The organism is Ligilactobacillus murinus, from assembly GCF_003288115.1.
Lineage (GTDB): Bacteria > Bacillota > Bacilli > Lactobacillales > Lactobacillaceae > Ligilactobacillus > Ligilactobacillus murinus.
Genome location: NZ_CP023565.1, coordinates 2,135,001 through 2,160,908 on the forward strand (window position 1 = coordinate 2,135,001; position 25,908 = coordinate 2,160,908).

Sequence of the window (25,908 nt, forward strand, 5' to 3'; positions counted from 1 at the left end):
TTAAGCTTTGTAACGCCGATAGTAGTTAGGGGATCGCTCCTTGCGAGGATAGGAAGTTGCCACGCTATCATTATGGAGGATTAGCTCAGTTGGGAGAGCGTCTGCCTTACAAGCAGAGGGTCACAGGTTCGAGCCCTGTATCCTCCATCATGAGTCGTTAGCTCAGTCGGTAGAGCATCTGACTTTTAATCAGAGGGTCGACAGTTCGAGCCTGTCACGACTCATTTCGTCGATTTTGCGGGTGTGGCGGAATTGGCAGACGCGCTAGATTTAGGTTCTAGTGTCTTATGACGTGGGGGTTCAAGTCCCTTCACCCGCACCATTTTTACGCCGACTTAGCTCAGCTGGCAGAGCATCTGATTTGTAATCAGAGGGTCGGAGGTTCGAATCCTCTAGTCGGCACCATTAATGCGGAAGTAGTTCAGTGGTAGAACACCACCTTGCCATGGTGGGGGTCGCGGGTTCGAATCCCGTCTTCCGCTTGTGATCAGTGTATCACGCCGGGGTGGCGGAACTGGCAGACGCACAGGACTTAAAATCCTGCGGTGAGTGATCACCGTACCGGTTCGATTCCGGTCCTCGGCATTAACTGAATATTTTATATTATGCACCCATAGCGCAACTGGATAGAGTGTCTGACTACGAATCAGAAGGTTGCAGGTTCGACTCCTGCTGGGTGCATTTTTTATCGGGAAATAGCTCAGCTTGGTAGAGCACCTGGTTTGGGACCAGGGGGTCGCAGGTTCGAATCCTGTTTTCCCGATCGTGTAAAGGTCATACTTTTGGGTATGGCTTTTTTTGTGTATTCATATTAAGTAGGGCAAAACAAAAAATTACTGTTTTAAATCGTTATAATGATATAATAAGTTTGTAGTTAAAATGGCCAGGGAAAGACAAATGTATAGCTGGTCAGTGTAGTAGTTAATGATATTTATAGTTAAAAAAGGGAAACGATATTCTTTCTGTGCAGTTTTGCGGTCTATACATTTATCTAGCAGCAACAATGAGAAAACGATCTGATCAGCCCATTAGCCGACCGATCAAGCAACGTTTAAATGAGAGCGGTTACTTAAATGTTTTGGGCGTTATAATAGCTATTATTTTACTTGCAGTACTATTCTTTTTTGAAGGTAATTTTTTACATGATGATCTTGAGCTTAGACCAACAAATGAAGCTATGGAGACAAGTCTTAAAGTTAGACCGAGTGAAGAACTTGAACCACAATTTGATGTGCAAGAAAATCTAGATCAAGAGACGATCAGTAACTGATAAGAAAGGATGAGTAGGATGTTTAACTTGAATGAATTGGCACAAGTGGAAGATATTTTACAACGTAGTCCTAGTCTAACACCTTATGAAGTTCAAATGGCAATATGTGAATTACGTGACCAAGGTAGTTGTTATGTTAGAGATCAAGGCCAGATCGAGTATGCCATGGCTTATTTGCCATTTGTTAAAGTTGAAAATGGGCAAAATGGTAATTTAAGGCTTGGTCATTGGTAGAATGATTTAAATTTCTTAAGGCTTTTAACTTTACTTAAAATCATAAATGTGATATTTTTCTCATAACGTATTTTTAAGGGGGAAATTTCATGCGACCAAGAATTGCAATACCAGCGGATACTTTAACTGAGGCGACAAACGTAATAAATGAACGTAATGCGCCTTATGCACCAAGACCCGCGATCGAAGCGATCGTCAAATCTGGTGGTGTGCCTGTTATTTTGCCAAGTGTTGATCCAAAGTTTGTAGATGATTATATCGATTTGTTTGATGGGATCGTTTTTGCGGGGGGTTTTGATGTCGATCCGACCTTTTTTGGAGAAGAACCTCATTTGAAGCTGAGGATGACCTACCGCAAACGTGATATTTTTGAAATTGCATTATTAAAACGGTCAGTTGAAAAGGGGAAAGCTATTTTAGGGATCTGTCGCGGGATGCAACTGATCAATGTAGCTTTAGGTGGGACGTTGTATCAAGATCTTTCAGAAGATAAAGATATCTATGTTAAGCATTCACAAGATGCGCCTGGCAACTTTCCGTCTCATCATGCAAATGTGATCACAGATAGTCGTCTTTATGAGCTCGTGGGGAAACGACCGTATATCAATTCCCGGCATCATCAAGCTTTAAAGGATATCGCGCCGTCTTTACGTGTTGTAGCCAAAGCTGATGATGGCGTAGCTGAAGCGGTCGAATCACTTGAAAATGATCAGATCTTAGGCTTACAGTGGCATCCTGAAAATACCTATAAGCATTATCGGGATTCACAAAATATTTTTGCTGATCTGATCAAACGTGCAGCAAAAGTTGCTCAAAAAAATAATAAGAATAACTAAAAAATAGCTCGGTGGGTCGATCCAGCGAGCTATTTTTGTGGAGTAAAATTATTTTATTTGGTGAAATCAAGTACCATACGACCGTTGATCTTGCCAGCTTCCATTTCTGCAAAAATTTCTGGTGCATCTTCGATCGGTCGTTTTTGAACGACTGGTACAACTGATCCTTGAGCTGCAAAGTCAAAAGCTTCAGCTAGATCTTTTCTTGTCCCAACTAATGAACCTACAACTTTGATACCGTCTAAAACTGTTTTAACGATACTTAGTTCCATATATTCAGAGGGTAAACCTACCGCAACGACTGTTCCACCAGCCCGCAAACTTTCAACTGCTTGATTGAAAGCAACTTTAGAAACGGCTGTTACAACAGCTCCGTGGCACCCACCAGTTAACTCTTGGATCTTTTCTGCACTATTAGGAGTATCTTTAGCATTGATAACGATATCAGCCCCAGATACTTTGGCTAAAGCTAATTTATCATCGTTGATATCAACGGCGACAACTTTAGCGTTAAAGACCTTTTTAGCGTATTGAACAGCCAAATTACCTAAACCACCAGCGCCGTAGATCGCGATCCATTTACCCGGGGCTGCGTCTGCCTCTTTTAGTGCTTTATAAGTTGTTACCCCAGCACAAGTAACAGAACTAGCTTGGGCTGGATCGAGCCCTTCAGGAACTTTGACGGCATAATCTGCCACAACGACAGCGTATTCACTCATGCCCCCATCAACTGAGTAACCTGCATTTTGTACATTACGACAAAGAGTTTCACGACCTGTGGTACAGTATTCACAGTATCCACACCCCTTGAAGAACCAAGCAATACTTACGCGATCACCGACTTTGAGCGAAGTTACATCATTAGCAACTTCAGTGACGATCCCGATCCCCTCGTGGCCTAAGATCCGACCTGGAACTTTACCAAAATCCCCATTAGCCACGTGTAAGTCAGTATGACAAACACCACAATACTCCATTTTTACTAAAGCTTCACCTTGTTTAAGTGTTGGAATAGCGCGTTCTGAAATTTCGATCCCAACCCCAGAGTCCTTAACTGAAACGGCTTTCATATGTTTGTGTTACTATATTAAATGCGGAATAACATAGCGGTTTATGTTATTAGGAAGAAATATAGTTTTCCTTTCTTTGTTTTTGTTAGCGGTTACAAAAAAGTTTTAAATAAATGATTTCCCCGCATTTTGTACTTCCAAGGAAATCATATATTATTTTTACAAATAAAGCAACGGTCAACTACGACGCAGATCAGGATCCCAGTTACCACGAAAGAGTGCTTGCTTAAGTTCGGTTGCAGTGTATTGGCGATCTTCAAAGCCTTCAAATTTGAGGATCGCATCTTGGGCTGCCCGTTGATAGCGCCGAGCGCGACGTAAAGCATATTCTTCTAAGGAATCATCTTTAACGTAATTTAACAGGCGGGCACTCGGGGTCGTTAGTGGATTTTCTACGCGGTCAGCTAGATCATCTAGAATTTCTTGATATTCAGGTCCAAGTTGGAGCCGATTAGCATAAAGTTCTAAACTCTTGAGAAATGCGCGTGCTTTATTTTGATATTTACAAATACTACGCGGATCTTCATTGGCAACTTCTTCATTCATTCGGTCAGCTTGCTCTAAAACGCGATTGACTTCATTTTTTTTGAGAGCTGGACTCATGATAAAATAGCTTGCCAGTAGGCGAAGAAAACGCAATGTATCGGTCCTGATACCAACTGAGCTACTTGGATCAAGGTCTAGCATTCGTAATTCGATGTATTCAGCACCAGTTTTTGGTAACTCAGATAAAACGGGGTTCCCCTTAAAGCGCACTGGACCATGAAATTCGTATTCTTTGATCAAGATCTTATCTTTGACTCCTTGTTTTATGCGCTCGACATAAGCTTGTACATTCGTATAATCGCCTGCAAATTTGGTCCCAAAGCCAAAAGAACTTTGGCGTACGCTTCGAACAGGATGATCGAGCTTGAAATTACCTTCAAAATAATTCTTTTCAGCGATCGGACTAGCACCAAAGAGATAAGTTATCAACCAACGATAACGGACAAATCCTTGCGCTAAGATCTCATAGAGGTAATTTTTAGCTTCAAGTTCATTCTTAAAGCGCTCGGGAAAGTTTTTTAAGACTAATTCGATGAGGTGCTGATCAATACTGAGATTGATATGAGCCCCACACGGAGTACCTTCAGCAAAACGGTGCCTTCTGGTCCACTCTTTTAAATAGGCTTCTTTTTCAGGACCCCACTGAGCTAAACGAATGTGGCTCGTATCTTTAGGTAATTTAGGTGGCATTGATAATGGCCAAAGTAATTCGCCTGGTGCTAAAGCAGAGCGTAAGACGTTATTGATACCGTAAAGATAATGCATCGCATCAAGGGCATAAGCCGCAGGTGGTGTCACAACTTCAGACATCGTTTCTAAATAATCTGTAGTGATCCAAGGATTGGTCGTTTCATCACCGAGTGCGGCTGGATATGGTTCTTGACTGAGATTCCCCGTATCATCAACGCGATGCATCTCGATCTCAAGCCCCATTGTGAAATCTGATGTTTTAGCAACTGCTTCATTATTAAAGATCAACTGACCGATCTTACTAAACATAGGCATTCCCCCAAACTTAGTCTGTCTGATTAGGAGCAGACATTTATTTTAGCCATATTATACTACATTTAAAAAAGAATGAAATAGGAAAATGGATTTATTTTTCAGAAAAGTTTAAAAATAGATGTTTTAAGTTTTATAATTTTATATATATTAAAACCTAAAATGAGAATAAATGAACATTTTTAAAATTAAATGAAATTGTTTTTTGGGATAATTCTTGACGAAATCGGTCAAATCACTTAAACTATTCAATAATATCATTGAATAGTTAGGGGTGAGTTGATGGAAACAAGTAAAGCTAAAGAATACAGAAATAAACTTTATACTGAACTGGCTAAGATCGGCAAATGTCTTTCGAGTGCACGCCGGTTGGAACTTTTAGAATTATTGATCCAATGTGAAAAGACTGTTGAAAAGCTGGCTACAGAGACGCAGATGACGATCGCCAACACATCGCGCCATTTGCAAGTTTTATTTAAAGCCGGGCTAGTCAAGCGCCGAAAACAAGGCAATTTTGTGGTCTACTCGCTTGTTTCACCTCAAGTGGCAGAGTTAGCAAGTAGCTTAAAACAAGTTGGTGTGGTTCGTTTAGAAAAGATGCAAGCTGATCTGGCTAAAAAAACAGGGAGTTTGACGATCACGTTAAAACAGGCTAAACAACAAGATCACGCTCTTTTTTTAGATGTTCGTCCCACCGATGAGTATCAAGCAGGTCACATCGAAGGCGCATTGAATATTCCATTTGAACAGTTAGAGGAGCATTTGAGCTTTTTACCCCAAGACCGTGAGATCATCGTTTATTGTCGTGGAAAGCTTTGCACCTATGCTGATCTAGCAACAGGACTTTTGCATGCTAAGGGATATGAAGCGTATAGCTTGAATTATAGCTATTATGATTGGGTAACTGAAAAAAGTAAGTTAAAATGGTTGCGCTAAATAAAAAAGCGTGATATAGTTTAATTATTCAATTAAGTAGTTGAATAGTTTTGTGATCGTGAGGTAATAAAAATGGTCAAAGTATTTACAGATGAAAATTTTGAAACAGAAACAAATAAAGGGGTTGTCTTGGTCGACTTTTGGGCAACGTGGTGTGGTCCATGTCGGATGCAAGCTCCGATCATCGAACAATTAGCGGATGAGATGGGCGATAAGGTAACGATCGGCAAGCTAGATGTTGATGCTAACCCTAAGACCGCTCAAAGTTTTGGTATCATGTCGATCCCGACTTTATTGATCAAAAAAGATGGTCAAGTTGTGGACCAATTAGTTGGTGTCCATATGAAAGACCAATTGAAACAAGCTTTAGAAAAGCATTTAGCTTAATTAATGGAGGATACGTAGATGGCAGATAAGTATGATGTGATCGTGATCGGTGCAGGACCAGGCGGCATGACCGCAGCTCTTTATGCATCACGCGCAAATTTAAAAGTAGCGATGCTTGATCGCGGTGTTTATGGTGGTAATATGAATAACACGGCCGAGATCGAAAATTACCCGGGGTTTAAAACGATCATGGGACCAGATCTTTCTGAAGAAATGTATCAAAGCGCAACTAATTTTGGTGCTGAATTTGTCTACGGTAATGTTGAAAAGATCGAAGTACTCGATGAAAAGACGAAGCTCGTTAAGACAGATAGTGGCGAATTAGAAGCTCCTGTGGTGATCATTGCTACTGGTTCAGAAAGTCGTAAGTTAGGTGTACCTGGCGAAGAACAATACAGTGGCCGCGGTGTATCATACTGTGCTGTCTGCGATGGTGCTTTTTATAAAGATCGTGATGTTGTTGTGATCGGCGGTGGTGATTCGGCAGTTGAAGAAGGGATGTATTTAGCTAACCTTACTGCAAGCGTGAATGTTGTCCACCGGCGTGATAGTTTACGTGCGCAAAAGATCTTACAAGAACGTGCTTTTAAAAATGACAAGATCAAATTTACTTGGGATACTGTAGTTGAAGAGATCCAAGGTGACGAGCAAAAAGTGACGGGGGTCAAGGCTAAAAATGTCAAGACGGGTGAAACCACGACCATTCCAGCAGATGGTGTCTTTATCTATGTAGGTTCGATCCCAATGACAGCTCCGTTCCAAGACCTAGGGATCACGGATGACAAGGGTTGGATCGTGACAAATGATAAGATGGAGACTAACATTCCTGGGATCTATGCGATCGGGGATGTTCGGCAAAAGACATTACGTCAGATCACGACTGCAGTTGGCGACGGTGGCATTGCCGGTCAAGAAGCTTTCAACTATATTGAAAGTCATAAATAGCAATAAAAGGACTACTGGCATCCAGTAGTCCTTTTATTTTTAAATCAATTATACTCGACTGAAAAATTGCTATCGTGTGGATCATCAAAAGCATCATCTTCTAGTCTGATCTCAACGAAATGGTGTGTTCCTGTATGCGTGTACGAATAATGTGCACACCAAAGTAGTAATAGGAGTGCAAGTAACGCGATCAAATAGCCCAGATATAGGGCACAATGTTTCATAATTAAAGATCCCCTTTTTCTTACCTGATGCTATTGTAAAATAGCATAACGTAGAGAATTATCGCATATTGAACGGATGCAGTCTATAAAGATTATAAAATAAAAAAATATTGTTCTAGTCTTTAATTTAGAAAAGGGATTCATTTGGGGCGATATAGTAAAGTTAGGTACGCTAGGTCAAGTATTCTAGGAATTTAATAAAAGATTAAACATGTGATAAACTGTGATAAGAATGTTATGATAGATGGAGTGTTTTATCTGAAGGGATGTGACGATTTGGTAGCTAGAGCAAAGGATATACTGGAACGACCATTTTCCATAAACTATGTAAATCTGATCGTTCAAGGAGCGATCGTGGGTCTGATCACGGGTGGGATCGTTAGTTGTTTTCGGTGGATCATCGATCATTCATTGAAATTATTATTTTGGTGGTATCCATATCTTGAGAAACATTTGAGCTATGTACTCGTTTATGCGCTATTTTTAGTGGCGATCAGCTGGTTATTAAGCAAGATCCTCAAATATGATCTGACTAACTTAGTCGGTTCAGGGGTCCCCCAAGTCGAAGCAATCTTACTGGGGCAAAATAGTTATGCCCCATGGCAGATCTTGTGGCGTAAATTTGTTGGTGGCTTGTTAGCCATATGTCCTGGGTTATTTTTGGGACGTGAAGGTCCATGTATCCAAATGGGAGCTTGTGTAGGGAAAGGCTTGGCCAATGATGTTTTTAAAACCTCTAAAAAAGATCAACAGACATTGCTCTTGGCCGGTGTAGCAGCAGGCTTGGCAGCTGCATTTAGTGCACCATTAGCTGGGGTATTATTCATGGTCGAGGAGATCACAATGACTTTTAAACCACGGATCTGGTTGACGGCTTTAGCGGCAGCTTTGAGTGCGGATCTGATGACTTTGATTTTATTAGGCCCACAGCCTAGTTTAGCAATGTATATCACACCATTTGTGAGTGCGCCTAATTATGTATTTTTGCTTATTCTGGGCATTGTTATCGGTGTCTTAGCATATGGATATCAATATGTTTTGTTAGAGCAACGTTATCTGTATAGCAAGCTAAAATGGTTACCTCAATGTTATCATAGCTTGATCCCATTGTTATTGACTATACCTTTGGGGTTGTGGAATGCTAAGATCTTAGGTGGGAGTCATGATTTTATCAATTATATGACGAATATGAGTTTAATGACGACTGAGCCACGTGCAATTTTGAAGTTACTCTTGCTGTTTTTTATTGTTCGGTTTATTTTTTCCATGATATCCTATGGAGCTTCGGTTCCAGGGGGTATCTTTATGCCGATCTTGACTTTAGGTGCTGTGATCGGATGCTTTTCAGGCTTGTTAGGGGTAAATGCTGGGTGGATCGAGCACAGCCAGGTCTTGGGATTGATCTTGGTCTCAATGGCAGCTTATTTTGGAGCGATCGAAAAAGCCCCATTTACGGCGATCGTCTTATTGACTGAAATGGCAGGCTCATTAGCATCAGTTTTCCCATTAGTCTTTGTAACATTTATTGCCTATACGGTCGATACACTTTTAGGGGGGCGTCCGATCTATACTGCTTTGCGTGAAGAAATGAAATTTAAATAAAAAGGTTGTGTATATTATATTAATAGAAACTACCGCTAAAAAATTATTATTCGTTGTTTAGGTGTTATTTTCTACGGCAAAGCTTTAAAAAAATAGCTTTTCTATATATAAATAAAGACATCTTCAGAAATTCCAATATTGGAATTTGAAGATGCCTTTTTACTTATGTCGTAGTTATTGATCGCGTTTGATACAAAAACTGGTGATCACGGCAATGACCGCGCTGATCACTAGGCCTAAGAAAGCAGCTGAATATGAACCCGTCAGTTGAACGATCCAACCGATCAGTAATGGCCCGATAAAGCCTCCGAGTTGTCCGCCAAAATTGATGATCCCGATCGCCGAACCGTAGCTATCATCATGGAGAACTTGTGAAGCAAAATCAAAGATCCCAGTGAAAGCTAATGATTTAGCAAAATAAGTCAGGATCTGAAATGAAACGATCCAAAATAGACTTTGAGATCTGAATAAGCCAAACATGAATAAAAGGGTCAAGACGCAGGCGGTGATCAGCATCAAGACTTCTTTTTTCTTGAAGAGATGGACCATGAGATAGCCACTGATCGCAGCGGCTATCCCACCAGCGATCGTTGGGAGCGGAACAAGCCAAGCTAATTTTTTAAGTTCCAAATGCTGTGAAGTCAAAAAATAGATCGGCATCCAAGTTTCTAAGCCTTTCGTGATCACATTCAAAGCTAGCCCTAAGACCACAAATAACCAGACACGTGCATCGAGTTCACGCCAATTTATCTTATGGGTAGTGGACTTTTTAGTATCAGTGGCTACTTTGCGGTCACTCAAAGCATATAAGCCGACCAAGATGATCCCAAAAGCTCCGAGATAATAAAAGGCACTACGCCAACCGCTAGCAGCGATGACTTGAACGATGATAAAGGGGGCGATCGCAGCTCCTGCATAATTTGAAGACATCAATAGGGCAGTTAATTGGGCGCGTTTTTTCTTAGGATGATTTTGGGCTACTTGCTTTAAAGCGGCAGCTGGATAGGGACCTTCCGCGACCCCAAATAAAAAGCGAATGATGACCAAAGCGCTAAAAGACCAAGCTAGTCCAGTAAACCCGGTCAGTAGTGACCATAAGATCAAAGTAGAGATAACGACCGCACGTGCGCCGAAGCGATCGGTCAAGTAGCCACCAGGGATCTGCATCAATGTATAACCCAGAAAAAAGGCGCTCCCAGCAGCTCCTAAAGCAGCTGGTGACATGTTGAAGTCTTTGCCGATCCCAGCCAAAGCTAAGTTAAAGACTGTTCGATCGGCAAAAAGTAGCATATAACCTAGGTAGATCACGCAAAAAGTCCAAACTTTGTTGCGTGTAGTTGTATTATTCATTCAAAAAACTTCCTTTCAATAAATACCGTTTGACTTTCCCGCTAGCCGTTTTAGGAAAATCTTTTACCCAAATAAATTCTTTGGGGATCTTATAATGAGCTAAATATTTTTCGCCGTAAGTACGCAGGGCAGCTTGAGCTAATTTTTGCCCACGGACAAAGGCTACTGGAACCTCGCCCCAGATGGGATCAGGCCGACCGACGACAATGATCTCGGCGATCTCAGGTAATTTACGGTAGCATTGTTCGATCTCTTGGGGAAAAATGTTTTCGCCACCTGAGACTAACATTTCATCTAAACGACCATCAATATAAAGAAAACCATCGTGATCAAAGTGAGCGACATCGCCTGTATGGTACCAGCCAGCGTCAAGCTTTTTAGCAAATAATTCAGGATGGTTTAGATAACCACTGACTAAGGCTGGGCTTTTTAACAGGAGTTCATTAGTCGTAGGTGCAAGTTTTACTTGGGTGGTAAAAAGCGGTTTACCGACTGAACCTAATTTAGCAAGCGCATATTCACTTGATAGGGCTACGACTTGCGAACAAGTTTCAGTCATTCCATAACATTGAACGACATTGATCTGGGCTTTTTTACTTGCCAACAAGAGCTCCTTAGGTGCACTGCTCCCACCCAAAAGGACAAGTCTGAACTTGGGATTATACGGGGTAACATGCTGTTTTAACAGTTCCTGTAGCATGTAGGGGACTGCCGAAATGATCGTAACTGGTTCACTGACTAAGAGCGTTTCGACTGATCTGGGCTCAAAGCGTTTGACTAAACGGACAGTCATGCCGTAGATCAGTCCGCGCATAAGGATCGAAAAACCACTGATATGAAAGAGCGGTACGGCACAAAGCCACTGATCATTAGCACTCAAACCCAGATTCAAAGCGGAAGCGACCGCAGAGTAGAAATGATTGCCAAAGCTTTGCAGGACACCTTTAGCTTGTCCAGTGGTCCCTGAAGTGTACATGATACTTGCGATCGCATCAAGCTCAACGGTCTCCATGAGCTCTTTAGCCGGTGCTTTACTTGCTTCAAGCTTTGAATAGGGGATAAAGGGCTCAGTAAATTCGGATCGCCATAGCTCATCGGTGACTAAACACAGATCAAGTTGACTATCGCTTACCTGCGCCAATAGTTCGGCAGTTGATAAGCGAAAATTGAGCCAGACGATCGTTTTTTTCGAAAATAATAATGCGAGCGCTAAAACATAGGTCGTTAGCGAGTTATCCCCCAAAAGACCGACACGCCTTTTTTGGGTCATCTGGGCGATCTGACCGGCCTTTTTAGCAGCGAGTTTGGCTAATTGGGCAAAAGTCAGACTTTGTTTTTCCGTGATGACCGCTGGGGTATTTGGTTTTAAACTCGCTTGTTTTAAGAGCCAATTTTGCGTTTGCATCAAGGGAATTTTGGAAACTGATCGAAATCTGGTTTACGCTTTTGATTAAAGGCATCACGACCTTCTTTGCCTTCGTCAGTAGTGTAAAAGAGCATCGTGGCATCGCCAGCAAATTGTTGTAAGCCGGCTAGACCATCCGTATCAGCGTTCATGGCTGCTTTGATAAAGCGAAGCGCAGTTGGCGACTTTTCAAGTAATTCGTGAGCCCAAGCCATAGTTTCAGTTTCGACATCGACTAAGGGCACGACTTTGTTGATCCAATTCATTTGGTAAGCTTCTTCAGCACTATAGAAATGATTTAAGAACCAAACTTCTTTAGCACGTTTATGTCCGATAACGCGGGCAAGATACCCAGAACCGTAACCGGCATCGAAACTACCGACTTTAGGACCAGTTTGACCAAATTTTGCATTATCAGCAGCGATCGTTAAGTCGCAGACGAGTTGCAAAACATTGCCACCGCCGACAGACCAACCTTTGACCATCGCGATCACAGGTTTTGGTATAATACGAATTAGATGTTGAAGATCTAAAACATTCAAGCGAGCGATCTTGTCTGGACCAACATAGCCTCCGTTGCCACGGATGCTTTGATCGCCTCCAGAAGAAAAGGCTTTGTCGCCAGCACCAGTCAAAATGATCACACCGATCGTGCTATCATCTCGGCAGATACTGAAGGCTTCGATCATTTCTTGAACGGTGACTGGAGTAAAAGCATTCAACTTTTCTGGACGGTTGATCGTGATCTTAGCGACTTTATCATTGCGCTCAAATAAGATCTCAGAGTATTGTTTGATGGTTTCCCACTTGATATTTGACATAAAATAACTCCTTTTTAGCTAAACGAGGTGTAGCTGATGAATTTATTAGAAAACTTAGGGATAAAGACGATAATTTTGCAAAAAGACTACGTGAAACTCGAACTGCCGATCACAGCTAAGCTCCTGCAACCATATGGTCTAGTCCATGGTGGGATCAACGCAGTCCTTGCAGAAACAGCAGCTTCTCTTGGTGCAAATGAAAACTTAACGTCAGAGCAAGTCGCTGTTGGTGTCAATATTACCACACAACACTTACGCAAAGCCAGTAGCGGGACCCTGTTTGCAAAGGCGATCCCAGTGCATATAGGTACAAAATTACAGACATGGGAGGTACAGATCTACAACGCAAAACAGTTGACCAGCTTGAGCACCGTGACTTTGACAAATATCTCACAAAATTAAAACTGATATCAAGATCGTGCAAAGTAAGATCTTGATATCAGTTTTTTGATCTAAATTTAAATGTCTTTATGCAATAGAGCTATTGAAACGTGTTCGTCAAGTCAACGCCTAGTGAATAACGCTAAGCCCAGCATGATGCCAAAAGCGCATCCTGCCGGTCTTAAGGTTATTCATACGGCGTAGAACGACTTGCCTCACACTCTATTGAAACGTGTTCGTCAAGTCAACGCCTAGTGAATAACGCTAAGCCCAGCATGATGCCAAAAGCGCATCCTGCCGGTCTTAAGGTTATTCATACGGCGTAGAACGACTTGCCTCACACTCTATTGAAACGTGTTCGTCAAGTCAACGCCTAGTGAATAACGCTAAGCCCAGCATGATGCCAAAAGCGCATCCTGCCGGTCTTAAGGTTATTCATACGGCGTAGAGCGACTTGCCTCACACTCTATTGAAACGTGTTCGTCAAGTCAACGCCTAGTGAATAACGCTAAGCCCAGCATGATGCCAAAAGCGCATCCTGCCGGTCTCAAGGTTATTCATACGGCGTAGAGCAACTTGTTTTACACCTTAAATGCTAGCGTTTCGTAGGGGTTTAGTGTGATCGTGTCTGGCCAATTTGTTAGGTCGCGGTCGTAATTAGAAAGAAGGACCTTACCTGCTTTACCAGCTAGATCGGTTAGCTTGACTGTAGTTTTAGTGCCGTAGAAATTGTTTAAGACTAATAATTTGTCGTTGCTGTCATCTAGATAACGTTCAAAGGCAAAGACTTGTTTATCATCTGCTAGCTGCAATTTGAAGTGACCTTCAGAGATCAAACGCTCTTGTTTGCGAAGTGCGATCAGTTTTTGATAGAAGTTAAAGATCGCACCGCTTTCTAATTCAACTTCCACGTTGATCTTGTCTTGTCCAGTTGGCATCAACCACGGCTCAACATTGGAGAACCCAGCAAATTCACCATCATCCCAGTGCATTGGTGTCCGTGAATTATCACGTGCTTTAGCCAAAACGATCGCGAAAGCTTCTTTTTCACTGTGTCCTTGAGCCAATAAGTCTTTATAAGCATTCAATGCTTCAATGTCAACATAGTCATTGATCGTTGTGTAAGTTGGATCGATCATTCCGAGTTCTTCACCCATATAGATGTATGGGGTGCCACGTAAAAGATGGATCGTCGCTGCTAACATCTGGGCGGATCTGACCCGATAGTTTACGGGATCGCCAAACCGGTTGAGCGCAAACGGTTGGTCGTGATTGTTCCAAAAGAGTGCATTCCACCCTCCCCCTTGATCCATCTGAGTTTGCCAATCAGCTAAATGTTTTTTGAGTGCCATAAAGTCAAAGGGCGTCTTGGTCCATTTTTCACCATCTTTGTAATCGACTTTCAAATGATGGAAGGTAAAGACCATGGATAGTTCATGTTCTTTAGGGTCGGAGTACTTGATCGAAGAAGCAAAATTAGTGGAAGACATTTCACCGACAGTGATGATCGTTTCGTCTTGCCCAAAGGAATTTTCGTTTAGTTCTTTGATGTATTGGTGCACGATCGGTGTATCCGTATAAAGCATCTTTTCTTGGACAGGATCGGTGGAGTCAACAAGGATCTCATCTTTTCCGATCACATTTAGCACGTCGAATCTAAAACCTTTGACTCCTTTTTGACGCCAGTAATTTACGATATCTTGGGCTTCTTTGCGTACATCTAGGTTGTGCCAATCGAGATCAGCTTGGGTCTTATCATAGAGGTGCAAATAGTAAAGCTCAGTGTCACCAAACTTGGCCCAAGCCGGACCACCAAATTTTGACTGCCAGTTAGTTGGTAAAGAACCATCTGCTTTAGCTGAACGCAAATAGAAATATTTTTGGTATTTCTCTTCGCCAGCAAGTGCACGTTTGAACCACTCATGTTCAGTCGAGCAGTGGTTCAAGACCATATCCAACATAACGTCGATCTTGACTTCTTTTAGTTTGGCAACTAGTTCTTCAAAGTCAGCCATTGTGCCAAAGCGCGGATCGATCTGGCGGTAATCGGCGATATCATAGCCGTTATCATTTTGGGGCGAGACATAAAATGGATTGAACCAGATCATGTCGATATTGAGTTTAGCTAGATAAGGGATCTTGTCGATGATCCCACGTAAGTCGCCAAAACCGTCATTATTTGAATCGTAAAATGATTTTGGATAGATTTGGTAGATAACTTTTTCACCAAGATTTGTCTTCATAACTTCCTCCTAGTTAGTACTTAATTTCTTTCGGCGGGCAAAGTCGATAAATTTGAATTTATCAGGGCGATGATATGACGTTGTCAGCTGGAATAAAGTAGTGTCGCTTAGGTAAGAAAGGCTTCGCACGATCACAGCTGGTTCGTTTGGTCCAAGGTCTAAACGCTTTGCAATATCTTTAGGAACTTCTTCAACAGTGATCTCCTTTGTGGCATAGTCGATCTCAAGGCCTAATTGTTTTTCTAAATAGGCGTAGATCGAATTAGCCGCGACCTTTGCTGGTAGTTCACTGATCGGTGGATCTAATAGATAATCTTGATCTAACACGGCAGGAGCATCATCAATGATCCGTAGGCGTTCGATAAAGAGCGCTTTTTTTGCGGTGATCGGTGTCTTGCCAAAGTATTCAGGGGCCTTAACTTTTTCTTGCCGTAAGACTTTAGTTTTTGCGTGAAGTCCTAAGGCTTGATTCAATTCTTGAAAGCTAGTGATCCCTGAGATCGGAAAGGTGTACTTTTGAATGTCTAGCACTAATGACCCTTTGCCTTTTAATTTTTGGATCAAACCTAATTCTGTCAAATGGTTGAGGGCTTTACGCGTTGTTTCGCGTGAAGCCCCGTAGAGTTCACTTAATTGTTTTTCGCTAGGTAAAAAATCGCCGGGACAAAATTGTTGATGTTTGATCTTTTCGGCGAGGTCATTAGCGATCATTTCGTGTTTCAAAGCCATAATTTCACATCCTTAACGTCATTTTTTATTTCATTTTAGCACAGTTGTCTGTACATGCGCAAAATAAAAAAATGCTTATGTTATCGTTATTGTAAATGGTTACAAAAAAATGTTGACAACATGTATAGACAACATGTATAGTTATCGGTGAAGTTAAGTGAAAACGTTTTTAGTTTTACGTATGGAGGGAAATAAAATGGCTAAGAACAAAGTAGTCTTAGGTGCACCCGCTGCAGGGGCAGCCATTGCACTAGATAAAGTTCAAGATGAAGTCTTTTCGACAGGGATGATGGGCCAAGGGTTTGGACTTGAACCGATCGGTGAAAAGATCGTGGCACCAGTCGCTGGGGAGATCACGATGATCGCCGAATCTAAACATGCGATCGGTATTTTAACTAAAGAAGGTTTGGAAGTCTTGATCCATATGGGGATCGATACCGTTGGTCTGCACGGGGAACCATTTGAATTAAAGGTCAAGACTGGAGATAAAGTTCAAGCAGGACAAGAGATCGCTAACATGGCCTTGGAAAATATCCGTTTAGCGGGTCTTCAAACTACGATCATGGTGATCATCACGAACTCGGCCGATAAGTTAGAAGGACTGGATGTTGAAGAATTAGAAGCAACAGCTGGTCAAACGGTCGCAACAGCTTATGTTAAAGAAGCTAAACAAAAAGCTGGCAAACGTGACTATGATGCATTAGCTGATATCATCATCGAAAATGTTGGTGGCAAAGAAAATATCAATAATTTGATCCATTGTATTACTCGTTTACGTTTTTATTTGAAAGATGAAAAGCTGGCCAACGATGACGTTTTACGTGAGACCGATGGTGTGATCGACGTGATGCATGCTTCAGGTCAATACCAAGTTGTGATCGGAAATGAAGTAACCAACGTCTTTGATGCAGTGATGAAGAAATTACCAGGTTTAGGTGAAGGTGAAGCTGTTGAAACGACCACACAAGATGATGGTAAAAATCCAGTGAGTCGTGCTTTTAGCAATTTGATCGGGGTCATCACAGGTTCGATGAGTCCAGTAGTTGGTGTGATCGCTGCGGCTGGTATCATCAAAGGGCTCTTAGCTTTATTGACCTTGCCACAATTAGGTGGTTTGTTGAACGTTAAGGATACGGCTTATATCACAATTAGTGCGATCGCCGATTCAGCCTTTTACTTCTTGCCAGTTTTAGTTGGTTTTGCTGCAGCTAAACGTTTAGGTGGTGATCCGATCGTAACAGCTGTGATCGGGGGCGTCTTGACCTATCCACAGTTAGTTGACTGGGGTCGTGAGTTTAAGGATATGTTTACGATCGGTGGGTTCCACTTCCAATTCTTAAACTACACATATTCGATCTTTCCGATGATCTTAGCAGCTTGGATGGCTAAGAAGTTAGGGGATTGGTTGAAGAAGACTTTACCGAACTATCTGCAAATGATCTTTAATCCATTGATCACTGTGTTAGTTGTTTCTGTGATCACTTTAGTTGTTACTGGTCCGATCATTCAAGGCGCAGCTAACGGGATCGCTGATTTCATCAACTGGTTAGTCCATGCTTCTGGCTGGGCTGGTGGTTTGATCATTGGCGGTTTCTATCAATTGCTAGTTATCTTTGGTTTACACTGGGGCGTTGTTCCATTGGTGGCACAACAGATCTCAGCTAGTGGCGAAAGCTCATTGAATGCGATTATCTCGGTTACTATGGTCGCTCAAGGTGCCGCTGTCTTAGCCGTAGCGATCAAATCACGTAAAAATGACATGAAATCATTAGGGATCGCAGCTGCTATCTCTGCTTTCTGCGGGGTAACAGAACCAGCGATCTACGGGATCAACTTACGCTACCGTAAAGTCTTTATCTCAGGTTTGATCGGTTCAGCTGTGGGTGGTTTCATTACAGGTCTGATGCACGGTTCGATGTTTGGCTTTACAGGTTCATTGATCGGTTTCCCATCATTTTTTAACCCAGCACATCCAACTGAGTTAAACAGTTTCTATGCTTTCTTATTCTCAAGTGCAGCTGCTTTGATCATTAGTTTCTTAGTGACCTGGTTCTGGGGCTACAACGATGAAATGGAAATGGGTAAAAAAGTAGAAAAGAAAAAGACTCCAAAATAAATCAGTGCGGACAAATGCGATCAACTCCGTAAAAATAGCAATGTCTCGCTAAAGATGCGTTTTATGCATCGTTAGTGAGGCGTTGATATTTACTAGGAGTTGCATTTGGGAGCACGACAAAATAGGCGTTCAGGACACGGTGTGTGTGTCCTGAACGCCTATTTAAGTGGTTTAAAGTCAACCTTGTTTTATGGTGACCTGTGCAAGCAGTTGCCCATGGGTCACTTCGCGTTTGATATCGAGTTTCAAATTGGTGATGCGTTTAGGCTGTGTGAAAAAGACGATCACATTATCGCTGAGCCCGGCAGCTTTGATCACAGCTGGATCAAATTCTAACAACAGATCACCAGCTTTGACGGCTTGACCGTCAGTATAATATGTGACAAAACCTTCACCACGCAATTTGACCGTATCGATCCCCACATGGATGACCGCTTCTAGTCCATTATCGGCCACCAATCCTAAGGCGTGTTTAGTGGAGAATGTAAAGCGGACTGTGCCGTCAAATGGCGCGTAGACTTTAGTATCGAGGGGAGCGATCACAAAACCGATTGCATCAAAATCAGGTGCAGCTTTGCTTGGTAAAGCATTAGCAAAACCAGTGACTGGAGCTAAGACATTAGTTGTCTCACTGACAGTTAGTGGAGCTTGTTTAGCTTCAAGTCCAAAAGTCTCATCGCCAGCAGCTAATTTATCCTTGAGCTCTTCAACGATCGCAGCGTGTTTTTTCTCAGTCAAGTTGACCTTGGTCAAAAAGATCAACAAAGCTAAGATCGCTAGAGCAAGTGGAATGTAAAAAGCCATGCTTTCAAAAGTTCGGATATTTTTAGCGGTCATGTCAGCAGCAGTCGCTGAGCCAGTCATGCCCGCGGCGATCGCGATATAACCGACGATCCCGTTTGAAAAGGCCCCTGTTAATTTATCGATCATCGGACGAACAGCTAATACGACAGCTTCGTTACGTTCGCCAGTCTTTAATTGCCCGTATTCGATCGCATCTGTTAAGGTGAGGACTGTGACGAGTTGGGCAAAGGTAATGTTGAATAAGACGAGCCCAACGACTAAAAGGGCCATATTTTCACGGGCAAAGATGAAGATCAGGTATGAAGTGATCATACAACATTGTCCAAAGGAAAAGAGCCACTTTCTTGGGATGAACTTATTCAAGACAGGGTATAAAGGTGAGGTCATAAAACCGACTAAGATCGCAATAAAGCCCGCCAAACTAAAGGTCTCTGGTTTACCTAAGACAAATTTGAAAAAGTAATACAAGACCCCGTTTGTGACCACGTTAGCAAAGGAAAACATAAAGTATGCTAAACTGGCCCAAAGGATCTGATCGTTTTTGGCTAGCCCCAAAAAAACATCTTTGATCGTCGTTTTTTGCTTAGCAGCATTACGGATAAGATTATCTTTTTCTTCAGTTCCCCAAGCAACGATAAATGCACAGGCGATAGCTAAAAGCGAAATGATGATCGCAAATGCTAGCCAACCTTGGGCACCTTGCGTGTGTTTTCCGGTGGCAACATAAGTAAAATAGGTCACCACAGGCACGACGATGACGGTCAGACCATTCCACCCGATCGAACCGGTCAAAGTTCCAAGGGCCGTGTAGACGCCCCGTTCCTTACTATCTTCACTCAAGGCTGGTACCATGCCCCAATAAGAGACATCGGAAAATGAGTAAAAGACATCTAAAGTGATAAACAAGATCACAAATAATACGGCAAAGGCGATCCAATTGACATTGGCTAGGTTAAAGATCCCAGTAAAAAGTATTACTAAGATCACAGCACTGACTAGATTCCCGGCAATGATCCAAGGTTTGAATTTGCCCCATCTAGTTTGAGTGTTATCCACGATGTTTCCCAACAGTGGATCGATCAAGATCTCGATGATCCGGATCACCACGATCAGACCAGTGATCAAAGCGATCAGCTTATTGGCGATCGCAGGTGCTAGTTCACTGAACAAGCCCGCCGTAACAAAGACGATGAACCAATTGCTCAGTAAGCCGTAAAAAGCTGCATGCCCCAAGTTGCCCATTGCAAATGAGAACTTAGAGATAAATGATTTTGATGCATGTTTTTCCATTGGTGTTCCCCCTAAAAGCTAAGCAAATAACTAAAACTAGCTGTAATCGTTTACAGGAATCATCATACAACTTTTTACTTAATAAGTAAACTAGATTACTAAAATAATTACGTAAAAACGGTAAAATAAAAATCGCATCCTTGATAGAATGCGATTTTTTAGGGGGTTATAAAGTAAAACTTTTACGGATCACTAATTCAGTATTGACGAAAGCATGGATCTTGGCGCGGTCAGGACGCTCTAAGGCATCACATAATAAATTGATCGCGGTCTGACAGAGTTCTTTTTGGTCGATGCTATAAGTCGTCAATGGTGGTGAAACGTATTGTGAGACTTCAATGTTATTGATACTGATGATCGCAGTATCCTGTGGCAAGCGGATCCCAGCCTCATTGAAAGCTTGTAAAACACCGATCGCCAAAGCGTCAGAAGCGACGATAAAGGCATCGGGGAGATCTGTACCTAAGTTAGTAATGACTTTTTTACCGAGCTCATAACCATTTGAAGTTGTAAATGAGCCACCGACGAAATAATCTTTTTCATTAAAGATATTTAAGCGCTTAGCCCAATTTTCAAAGGCAAAAGCCCGCGGATCTTGGCGATAGTTGTGTTGCCCCATGATCGAACCGACACCCCCGATAAAGCCGATCCGTTTTTTGCCAGCACGTTGTAATAAGTCGAGGGCATCTAAGATCGTTTGGGAGAGGTCTGGTTGGACGGAATCAAATTTATCCGGATAAGGATTGATATCTAAAAAGATCCCGAGCGGTGTGACTTCATGGAGTTTAGCTAGCTTTTCTGAGGAAAGATCATCTGCACCGATCCCGATGAAGCCTTCGTAATTTTTCCCCTTAGCGATCAAATGATCAAGATCATGAAAGATATCGATCTCTAAGTTGGCATTTTTGCTTTGTTTTAGGATAAGTTCTTTTAGAGTATTAAAATAAACATCTTGCAGCTCTTCTTCAGCGGTGAAACTGGTCAAAAGTGCGATCTTACGTGAGATAAGAAATTTATTTTGGCGTTTACCATAGCCGAGCTTGTTTGCCACTGTGAGGATCTTATTTTTAGTGGCAGGGGAAACGGATAAGGTCGGATCTTCATTTAAGAGGCGTGAGACGGTAGCTTGTGAAAAACCGGCTTCTTCTGCGATTTGTTTGATCGTTACCATAATATTACCTGCCTTTACTGCATATTTATAGTTATATTTTACCCTATAGATGTAATTTTTGCTAATTGTGGTATAAGATTGATAAAAAATAACTTAACGTTTACATAATAATTGTTATGTTTGTGTTAAGTCAGAACTAAATGAAAGTGATTTTGTTGACCCAAAAATGCGAAAGAATATAAAATTAAATCATTAAAAAGTTTTATATAATTATTTTATTTTTTGATTTATGGAGGGTTAAAAGATGAATAAGATCGCATTGCTGGAAGACGATAAGACAGTTAAGTTGAGTATCCCTCGTGGCTACTACGTATTTGCAGAAATGTCAACGATGGCAGACTTTAATGTTAAGATGATATTATGCGATGCTCAGAGTCAAAAAGTGTCATTTGAAGGTGAACGTCAAAGCAAAGATGCTTTACCTCCGATCCGTGGTTTTTACCAATGTGATTATGACGAGACCGAATTACACATTCATATTGAAGATGGTATCGATTTAGATCTACGTGTTGATAGCACAGATCTGTATGATCAAAACGAAGAGTTGGCTGTACGGACAGTCACTGCAGTTGGGCGTGATCTAGCTGATGATAAATACAATGATTTTATGTTACATTTAACGATCATGCGTTGCAACGATCTTTAAAAAGCTCATTGACTATAGTTTCATTTTCAAATGGAACTATAGTCAATTTTTTAGAAAAATATTAGTTTTTTGTTAAATTGAAATGCTATTTGTGTAAGGGTAGCATGGCCAATTTAAGTGTTTTAGCCCAAAAAAAGTATATTTATAAGGATAGATATATTTTTAAAAATTTTATTTTAAAAAATAAAATTAAAATAATATATGTATTTATATCAAAAAATTACCGAAAATAAATTTCTTTAGTTGTACTATAGTAAATGTTTATAAATTAGGTAGAGGAGTATAGCGATTGTATACGCCCCCTATTTTTATACTTTTTAATAACTGAGGAGGGCTATTTTTAGTTTTGTTATCACGCAATAATAATAAATTATTAATACATAAGTTAGAACCAAAGAAACAACGCTTTGCGATCAGAAAGATCAGTGTTGGAGTCGCTTCTGTCTTGATCGGTTTTACTTTTGCTGGTTTTAGTGGAGTATCAGCTGATGAAGCGACAACAACGACTAAAGATCACCTGAATTGTCAAATTAAGTTAGAAAAAAACTACATGCTCATTTGTAATGTACTTCATGAATACTTCTAGTGGGGTTTTGTAGTTTAAACTTTTACGTGGAATATTGTTTCTATAGCTAGCTACTTGTTGGACATAGTCAGTGGGGAGATCACTGAGATTCATATCTTTTCCTAGTCCGTCTTTCCTAAGTAATCCATTCGTATGTTCATTTAGTGCACGTTGGTTAGGAGCACCTACATCGGCAAAGTAGGTACTGATATCATGCTTATTAGCGATATCTTTCCACTTAGAAAATTCCTTACCATTATCAAAAGTGATCGATTTAAAGAGTCCTTTAGGAGTAACAGAAAGTAAAGCATCAAGTTTCTCAAAGATAGCTTTATCCGTCTTATGGCGTGTATTCAAAATGATGACAGCCTTAGACTTTCGTTCAACTAATGTCATTACTGCACCACGATGTTTTTTACCTTGGATCGTATCAGCTTCAAGATGTCCAAATTCATTATGGTAGTTGGGATAGTCCTGATGCCGCTCTGAAAGAGCCCGACCTAGTCGTCCAGCTTTTCCACGGCGTTCAACGTAACCATTTGGATGTCTTTTTCCTTTCATTGGGAGCGAGGTCACATCTAAAACGTTAGAACGCTTGAAGATGCGATAAAGCGTACGCATTGAGCAACTGATATGTTTTTCATTACGTCCGATGATCGTATCAGGAGTCCAACCTAGACTAACTTTTTCCTTGATGTACTCAAGCTCATCATTAGGTAATACGATGAGTTTACGGCCGGATTTAGATTTATTAGCCCGATAGTTTTCATAGTATTCAGAGATCGAATTCCCAGCATCTAAAAAACGATATACTCGATAAATAGTTTCAGCACTACGTTTTAAGGTTTTAGCTACAATATAGGCTTTAACACCTTGATTCCAAAAATTTTGTATGAAGGACAGTTCGCTTATGGTAAGATGATTATAGGTCATTTGTGATTTTCCTTTACTTTTGTTTGTTGGTACTCAAAAGTCTATCACAAATGGCTTTTTATTTTTCTAACTTAATTTTACAAACTGCGTAAAAAAACTTTCTGTTAAAATAGATAAAAATTTAGAATCTGGAGATTATGATAGTGTGTTAACACAATCTAGAACTCTACTAGAAGAAGTATTTATATATGCTCTTGAAAAACGAGGAGTTGAAGCAAATACTCGCGGTAATATACGAAAACTGTACAAGTTGGTTAAACAAAACTATAATATGGATCAGTCGAAATTTGAAGATGTGAGAGTGAAAGAGATACTATCAGGTCTTGAAAAAATAATAGTAGCTATTTCAGAATTTCGTAATAATAATGGAGATGCTCATGGAAGAGGTAGTAAAAGAAATACAATAAAGGAGCATCATGCACGCTTGGTAGCTAATTCGGCTAAAAGTTTGGGAGAATTTATGATATCGGTTATAAATAATAGACAATGAGTTTCGCAATAATAGTAGTATATTTTCAAACTTTAAAAGTAATTTTATATTCTTCTGAAATTAGGCTACAGAGTGTGGAAATGTTTTTACGTTACGATAAAAGACTAGATTATATAGATGTGCCAATATATATATTAGGAATATTATTTATTATGAGGAGGGCATATGATGGAAGACATATACAAAAAGTATCTAAAAATTACAAGCAAAAATATCATAGATATAAAAGATGATAGAGATATCATAGAAATGCTAGATTTTCAAAAAAATTTTTTTAATAGTAAGCCTGAAGCACGTAAATATTATTTTAATATGTTGGATGAGTATAGATACTATACAAGAGATGATATGCTTAAGTTTATTAAGAAATATAGTGGTATATTGAATGAACCTAATATTATAATAAACCCCTTGACAATGGAAAAAAATAGAGTTGAATCTTCAAATTTGACATATAATTTATTTTGTGAAGGGGTTAAAGATGGAAAATATAAATTATCTAGATTGGAGACGGATGAATTATTTTATGAAGTAGTAAATATAAGAGAAAAACATAAAGCGTTAAAAGACAAAAGAATTGGTAAGGAAATATCAGATGCTGAGTATATTGAAGAGAAGAAGAGACTATCCCAAAAAGGTAAATCATATGGTATTGCTAATGTTTTTAGGTTAGAGAAAATTATCATTTTTGATGATTTTGTAGGAACTGGAAATAGTTTAGTTAATAAATTTTTGAAAAAAAATTCTGAAAATATACAAGAATTAGGGCAATTAAATATAGAAGTCGTAATGCTACTATTGGAAGTCTCAAAAGAGGCTGAACAACTGATAAAAAAATTTATTGATGAAAATAGGTTACAAAATGTTGTTAGGTATTATAAGTGTGCCACGATGACTGAATATTCAAATACGAAAGCTGTCGAAACTATCAATAGTTTAGCTAAAGTTAAAGCTAACAGATATAGTAAAAAAGCTTTGGTATCTACATATACAGATACACCGAATAGTACTGTAGAAAATTTTTGGCAGGAAAATGAATTTTGGAAACCTATGTTTAGACGTGCAAATAGGAATATTCAGGAAAAATATAATATGGATAATTTGAATCGCACATTGGAAAAGTATGATTTTAGATATTCTTCAATAAATATAGGTAGTGGAGGAGGAATAAATAAAAAAGTTTGTATGAAGGGGCTAATACTGTTAAAAAAAATAAGTGATAAAGTTAATCCTAAATTAGGAGATGTAATAAAAATTTTTTGCGATTGTTTGGCTATACAGGATGGGACTGCATTAGATTTAGTTGACTTGTTTAATGAGGCAAAATTAATTGAGTATAAAAATGATGAAATTTATTTGACTAAACGTGGAGAGGGGATTTTAAGTAATATAAAATGGAAGAGTTGCTATAAGCTACCTAACGATGATATTTTATACAAGTAGAGCTACTATTATTTAGTGAGCTCTTAATTGTTTATATAAAAATTCATAGAATTTACAGAGGTTCGAAAAAATTCAACGTTACGGAGACAAAAAGTATCAAAAGTGGTTTAACTGAAGGAAAGACAATCTATCGCTTATCAGAGAAGATGGTATAGATACGATGAAATTAATCATAAGTATGGCAAACAAGTATTATATTGGGCTTCGAGTACATTTTTCGATAGTAAAAATACGATTGAAAAGATTAATTATATGCGAACAAAGATATAAAAACTAGGAATTATGTGGCAATGATGATGAAGAGATAAGACACATAAAAAGATCATCTTCTTAATTAATAAGGTAGATAATCTTTGGCTACTATGGTAATATTATGGGGGAATAGAGTAAGGACAGGTGTCCTTTTATGAGCGAATATCTATAAAGAAAAAGAATCATTCACTCATTAGTAAGTTTCTTGTTAGTATTC

The 25,908-nt window shown here is 40.1% G+C and carries 24 protein-coding genes, 8 tRNA genes and 1 rRNA gene (1 of these 33 cut by a window edge); 22 read left to right on the top strand and 11 right to left on the bottom strand.

The genetic code is table 11. From position 1 onward, the window contains the following. The 12 genes from rrf to CPS94_RS10420 all read left to right on the top strand — a co-directional run. A 5S ribosomal RNA gene (gene rrf, locus CPS94_RS10365) occupies positions 1–65 on the top strand; it begins 52 nt to the left of the window's first position. Between the two features lie 9 nt (positions 66–74). Beyond that, a tRNA-Val gene (locus tag CPS94_RS10370) sits at positions 75–147 on the top strand. Positions 148–151: 4 nt separating this feature from the next. Further along, a tRNA-Lys gene (locus CPS94_RS10375) sits at positions 152–224 on the top strand. A 13-nt stretch (positions 225–237) separates the two neighbouring features. After that, a tRNA-Leu gene (locus CPS94_RS10380) sits at positions 238–322 on the top strand. 7 nt (positions 323–329) lie between these two features. Then, positions 330–405, top strand: a tRNA-Thr gene (locus tag CPS94_RS10385). A 5-nt stretch (positions 406–410) separates the two neighbouring features. Next, positions 411–482: transfer RNA gene (locus CPS94_RS10390), tRNA-Gly, on the top strand. Between the two features lie 17 nt (positions 483–499). Then, a tRNA-Leu gene (locus CPS94_RS10395) sits at positions 500–585 on the top strand. A gap of 22 nt (positions 586–607) precedes the next feature. Next, positions 608–681: transfer RNA gene (locus CPS94_RS10400), tRNA-Arg, on the top strand. 8 nt (positions 682–689) lie between these two features. Beyond that, positions 690–763: transfer RNA gene (locus tag CPS94_RS10405), tRNA-Pro, on the top strand. A 240-nt stretch (positions 764–1,003) separates the two neighbouring features. Then, positions 1,004–1,270, top strand: coding sequence for a hypothetical protein (locus CPS94_RS10410; RefSeq protein WP_112195921.1), 267 nt, complete (start codon positions 1,004–1,006; stop codon positions 1,268–1,270). Positions 1,271–1,288: 18 nt separating this feature from the next. Further along, positions 1,289–1,504, top strand: coding sequence for a hypothetical protein (locus tag CPS94_RS10415; protein ID WP_112194240.1), 216 nt, complete (start codon positions 1,289–1,291; stop codon positions 1,502–1,504). 89 nt (positions 1,505–1,593) lie between these two features. Continuing rightward, positions 1,594–2,340 (top strand): gamma-glutamyl-gamma-aminobutyrate hydrolase family protein, encoded by a 747-nt coding sequence (locus tag CPS94_RS10420; protein ID WP_112194242.1) that lies wholly within the window; start codon positions 1,594–1,596, stop codon positions 2,338–2,340. Positions 2,341–2,393: 53 nt separating this feature from the next. On the opposite strand, the gene adhP is transcribed toward CPS94_RS10420, so the two are convergent. Both adhP and CPS94_RS10430 read right to left on the bottom strand, forming a co-directional pair. After that, positions 2,394–3,410: an alcohol dehydrogenase AdhP gene (gene adhP / locus CPS94_RS10425; protein ID WP_004049972.1), complete on the bottom strand. Its 1,017-nt coding sequence runs from the start codon at positions 3,408–3,410 to the stop codon at positions 2,394–2,396. Positions 3,411–3,587: 177 nt separating this feature from the next. Continuing rightward, complete coding sequence (locus CPS94_RS10430; RefSeq protein WP_004049975.1) at positions 3,588–4,955, bottom strand: glutamate--cysteine ligase; 1,368 nt, start codon at positions 4,953–4,955, stop codon at positions 3,588–3,590. Between the two features lie 285 nt (positions 4,956–5,240). Here CPS94_RS10430 and CPS94_RS10435 point away from each other — a divergent pair, with 285 nt between their 5' ends. From CPS94_RS10435 to trxB, 3 genes are all read left to right on the top strand, one after another. Beyond that, the gene (locus CPS94_RS10435; RefSeq protein WP_112194244.1) at positions 5,241–5,894 is read left to right on the top strand and encodes a metalloregulator ArsR/SmtB family transcription factor; all 654 of its coding nucleotides are present in this window, start codon (positions 5,241–5,243) and stop codon (positions 5,892–5,894) included. Positions 5,895–5,966: 72 nt separating this feature from the next. Beyond that, complete coding sequence (gene trxA, locus CPS94_RS10440; RefSeq protein WP_004049980.1) at positions 5,967–6,281, top strand: thioredoxin; 315 nt, start codon at positions 5,967–5,969, stop codon at positions 6,279–6,281. A gap of 18 nt (positions 6,282–6,299) precedes the next feature. After that, complete coding sequence (gene trxB / locus CPS94_RS10445) at positions 6,300–7,226, top strand: thioredoxin-disulfide reductase (RefSeq protein ID WP_004049982.1); 927 nt, start codon at positions 6,300–6,302, stop codon at positions 7,224–7,226. Positions 7,227–7,270: 44 nt separating this feature from the next. Here the strand turns inward: trxB and CPS94_RS10450 are convergent, their stop codons facing one another. Further along, the gene (locus CPS94_RS10450; protein WP_112194246.1) at positions 7,271–7,450 is read right to left on the bottom strand and encodes a hypothetical protein; all 180 of its coding nucleotides are present in this window, start codon (positions 7,448–7,450) and stop codon (positions 7,271–7,273) included. Between the two features lie 276 nt (positions 7,451–7,726). Between CPS94_RS10450 and CPS94_RS10455 the strand changes: the two genes are divergently transcribed. Continuing rightward, positions 7,727–9,052 carry a ClC family H(+)/Cl(-) exchange transporter gene (locus CPS94_RS10455; protein WP_167397198.1) on the top strand — a complete coding sequence of 442 codons (1,326 nt, stop codon included), beginning with the start codon at positions 7,727–7,729 and terminating at the stop codon, positions 9,050–9,052. 174 nt (positions 9,053–9,226) lie between these two features. Here the strand turns inward: CPS94_RS10455 and CPS94_RS10460 are convergent, their stop codons facing one another. The 3 genes from CPS94_RS10460 to menB are packed head-to-tail and all read right to left on the bottom strand — an operon-like array spanning position 9,227 to position 12,628. Then, the gene (locus CPS94_RS10460; RefSeq protein ID WP_112194248.1) at positions 9,227–10,402 is read right to left on the bottom strand and encodes an MFS transporter; all 1,176 of its coding nucleotides are present in this window, start codon (positions 10,400–10,402) and stop codon (positions 9,227–9,229) included. Next, on the bottom strand, positions 10,395–11,807 hold the full coding sequence (gene menE, locus CPS94_RS10465) for an o-succinylbenzoate--CoA ligase (protein ID WP_112195923.1): 1,413 nt from the start codon (positions 11,805–11,807) through the stop codon (positions 10,395–10,397). The genes CPS94_RS10460 and menE overlap by 8 nt, the downstream gene beginning before the upstream one ends. Then, a complete protein-coding gene (gene menB, locus CPS94_RS10470) occupies positions 11,807–12,628 on the bottom strand; it encodes a 1,4-dihydroxy-2-naphthoyl-CoA synthase (RefSeq protein WP_112194250.1) in 822 nt (273 codons plus the stop codon). The genes menE and menB overlap by 1 nt, the downstream gene beginning before the upstream one ends. A gap of 36 nt (positions 12,629–12,664) precedes the next feature. On the opposite strand from menB, the gene CPS94_RS10475 reads away from it, so the two are divergent. Beyond that, positions 12,665–13,030, top strand: a complete 366-nt coding sequence (locus tag CPS94_RS10475; RefSeq protein WP_112194252.1) for a PaaI family thioesterase — start codon at positions 12,665–12,667, stop codon at positions 13,028–13,030. A gap of 560 nt (positions 13,031–13,590) precedes the next feature. On the opposite strand, the gene treC is transcribed toward CPS94_RS10475, so the two are convergent. Together treC and treR are read right to left on the bottom strand one after the other, a co-directional pair. After that, complete coding sequence (gene treC, locus CPS94_RS10480; protein WP_112194254.1) at positions 13,591–15,252, bottom strand: alpha,alpha-phosphotrehalase; 1,662 nt, start codon at positions 15,250–15,252, stop codon at positions 13,591–13,593. Between the two features lie 9 nt (positions 15,253–15,261). Then, positions 15,262–15,981, bottom strand: a complete 720-nt coding sequence (gene treR, locus CPS94_RS10485; RefSeq protein ID WP_004050005.1) for a trehalose operon repressor — start codon at positions 15,979–15,981, stop codon at positions 15,262–15,264. A gap of 196 nt (positions 15,982–16,177) precedes the next feature. Between treR and CPS94_RS10490 the strand changes: the two genes are divergently transcribed. Continuing rightward, positions 16,178–18,097: a glucose PTS transporter subunit IIA gene (locus CPS94_RS10490; RefSeq protein WP_112194256.1), complete on the top strand. Its 1,920-nt coding sequence runs from the start codon at positions 16,178–16,180 to the stop codon at positions 18,095–18,097. 177 nt (positions 18,098–18,274) lie between these two features. Here CPS94_RS10490 and CPS94_RS10495 read toward each other — a convergent pair whose 3' ends face one another. Then, positions 18,275–20,191 carry a glycoside-pentoside-hexuronide (GPH):cation symporter gene (locus CPS94_RS10495; protein WP_112194258.1) on the bottom strand — a complete coding sequence of 639 codons (1,917 nt, stop codon included), beginning with the start codon at positions 20,189–20,191 and terminating at the stop codon, positions 18,275–18,277. Positions 20,192–20,357: 166 nt separating this feature from the next. Then, positions 20,358–21,362, bottom strand: a complete 1,005-nt coding sequence (locus CPS94_RS10500) for a LacI family DNA-binding transcriptional regulator (protein ID WP_112194260.1) — start codon at positions 21,360–21,362, stop codon at positions 20,358–20,360. A 244-nt stretch (positions 21,363–21,606) separates the two neighbouring features. Here CPS94_RS10500 and CPS94_RS10505 point away from each other — a divergent pair, with 244 nt between their 5' ends. Together CPS94_RS10505 and CPS94_RS10510 are read left to right on the top strand one after the other, a co-directional pair. Continuing rightward, positions 21,607–22,008, top strand: coding sequence for a hypothetical protein (locus tag CPS94_RS10505; protein WP_112194262.1), 402 nt, complete (start codon positions 21,607–21,609; stop codon positions 22,006–22,008). Between the two features lie 346 nt (positions 22,009–22,354). Further along, positions 22,355–22,594, top strand: a complete 240-nt coding sequence (locus tag CPS94_RS10510) for a YSIRK-type signal peptide-containing protein (RefSeq protein WP_112286485.1) — start codon at positions 22,355–22,357, stop codon at positions 22,592–22,594. Here CPS94_RS10510 and CPS94_RS10515 read toward each other — a convergent pair. Then, a complete protein-coding gene (locus CPS94_RS10515; protein WP_004048827.1) occupies positions 22,544–23,506 on the bottom strand; it encodes an IS30 family transposase in 963 nt (320 codons plus the stop codon). The two genes, CPS94_RS10510 and CPS94_RS10515, sit on opposite strands and share 51 nt — an antisense overlap. A 145-nt stretch (positions 23,507–23,651) precedes the next feature. Between CPS94_RS10515 and CPS94_RS10520 the strand changes: the two genes are divergently transcribed. Beyond that, on the top strand, positions 23,652–23,996 hold the full coding sequence (locus tag CPS94_RS10520; RefSeq protein ID WP_112286486.1) for an abortive infection family protein: 345 nt from the start codon (positions 23,652–23,654) through the stop codon (positions 23,994–23,996). 168 nt (positions 23,997–24,164) lie between these two features. After that, complete coding sequence (locus CPS94_RS10525) at positions 24,165–25,439, top strand: phosphoribosyltransferase-like protein (protein WP_112193343.1); 1,275 nt, start codon at positions 24,165–24,167, stop codon at positions 25,437–25,439. Positions 25,440–25,908: the final 469 nt, after the last annotated feature.

Coding starts and splice junctions, on each gene's coding strand:
- treR (WP_004050005.1), bottom strand. CDS start 15,981: ATGGCTTTGAAACACGAAATGATCGCTAATGACCTCGCCGAAAAGATC.
- trxB (WP_004049982.1), top strand. CDS start 6,300: ATGGCAGATAAGTATGATGTGATCGTGATCGGTGCAGGACCAGGCGGC.
- CPS94_RS10460 (WP_112194248.1), bottom strand. CDS start 10,402: ATGAATAATACAACTACACGCAACAAAGTTTGGACTTTTTGCGTGATC.
- CPS94_RS10430 (WP_004049975.1), bottom strand. CDS start 4,955: ATGTTTAGTAAGATCGGTCAGTTGATCTTTAATAATGAAGCAGTTGCT.
- treC (WP_112194254.1), bottom strand. CDS start 15,252: ATGAAGACAAATCTTGGTGAAAAAGTTATCTACCAAATCTATCCAAAA.
- CPS94_RS10420 (WP_112194242.1), top strand. CDS start 1,594: ATGCGACCAAGAATTGCAATACCAGCGGATACTTTAACTGAGGCGACA.
- CPS94_RS10495 (WP_112194258.1), bottom strand. CDS start 20,191: ATGGAAAAACATGCATCAAAATCATTTATCTCTAAGTTCTCATTTGCA.
- CPS94_RS10500 (WP_112194260.1), bottom strand. CDS start 21,362: ATGGTAACGATCAAACAAATCGCAGAAGAAGCCGGTTTTTCACAAGCT.
- CPS94_RS10410 (WP_112195921.1), top strand. CDS start 1,004: ATGAGAAAACGATCTGATCAGCCCATTAGCCGACCGATCAAGCAACGT.
- CPS94_RS10475 (WP_112194252.1), top strand. CDS start 12,665: ATGAATTTATTAGAAAACTTAGGGATAAAGACGATAATTTTGCAAAAA.
- CPS94_RS10490 (WP_112194256.1), top strand. CDS start 16,178: ATGGCTAAGAACAAAGTAGTCTTAGGTGCACCCGCTGCAGGGGCAGCC.
- CPS94_RS10515 (WP_004048827.1), bottom strand. CDS start 23,506: ATGACCTATAATCATCTTACCATAAGCGAACTGTCCTTCATACAAAAT.
- CPS94_RS10450 (WP_112194246.1), bottom strand. CDS start 7,450: ATGAAACATTGTGCCCTATATCTGGGCTATTTGATCGCGTTACTTGCA.
- CPS94_RS10505 (WP_112194262.1), top strand. CDS start 21,607: ATGAATAAGATCGCATTGCTGGAAGACGATAAGACAGTTAAGTTGAGT.
- menE (WP_112195923.1), bottom strand. CDS start 11,807: ATGCAAACGCAAAATTGGCTCTTAAAACAAGCGAGTTTAAAACCAAAT.
- CPS94_RS10435 (WP_112194244.1), top strand. CDS start 5,241: ATGGAAACAAGTAAAGCTAAAGAATACAGAAATAAACTTTATACTGAA.
- trxA (WP_004049980.1), top strand. CDS start 5,967: ATGGTCAAAGTATTTACAGATGAAAATTTTGAAACAGAAACAAATAAA.
- menB (WP_112194250.1), bottom strand. CDS start 12,628: ATGTCAAATATCAAGTGGGAAACCATCAAACAATACTCTGAGATCTTA.
- adhP (WP_004049972.1), bottom strand. CDS start 3,410: ATGAAAGCCGTTTCAGTTAAGGACTCTGGGGTTGGGATCGAAATTTCA.
- CPS94_RS10525 (WP_112193343.1), top strand. CDS start 24,165: ATGGAAGACATATACAAAAAGTATCTAAAAATTACAAGCAAAAATATC.
- CPS94_RS10415 (WP_112194240.1), top strand. CDS start 1,289: ATGTTTAACTTGAATGAATTGGCACAAGTGGAAGATATTTTACAACGT.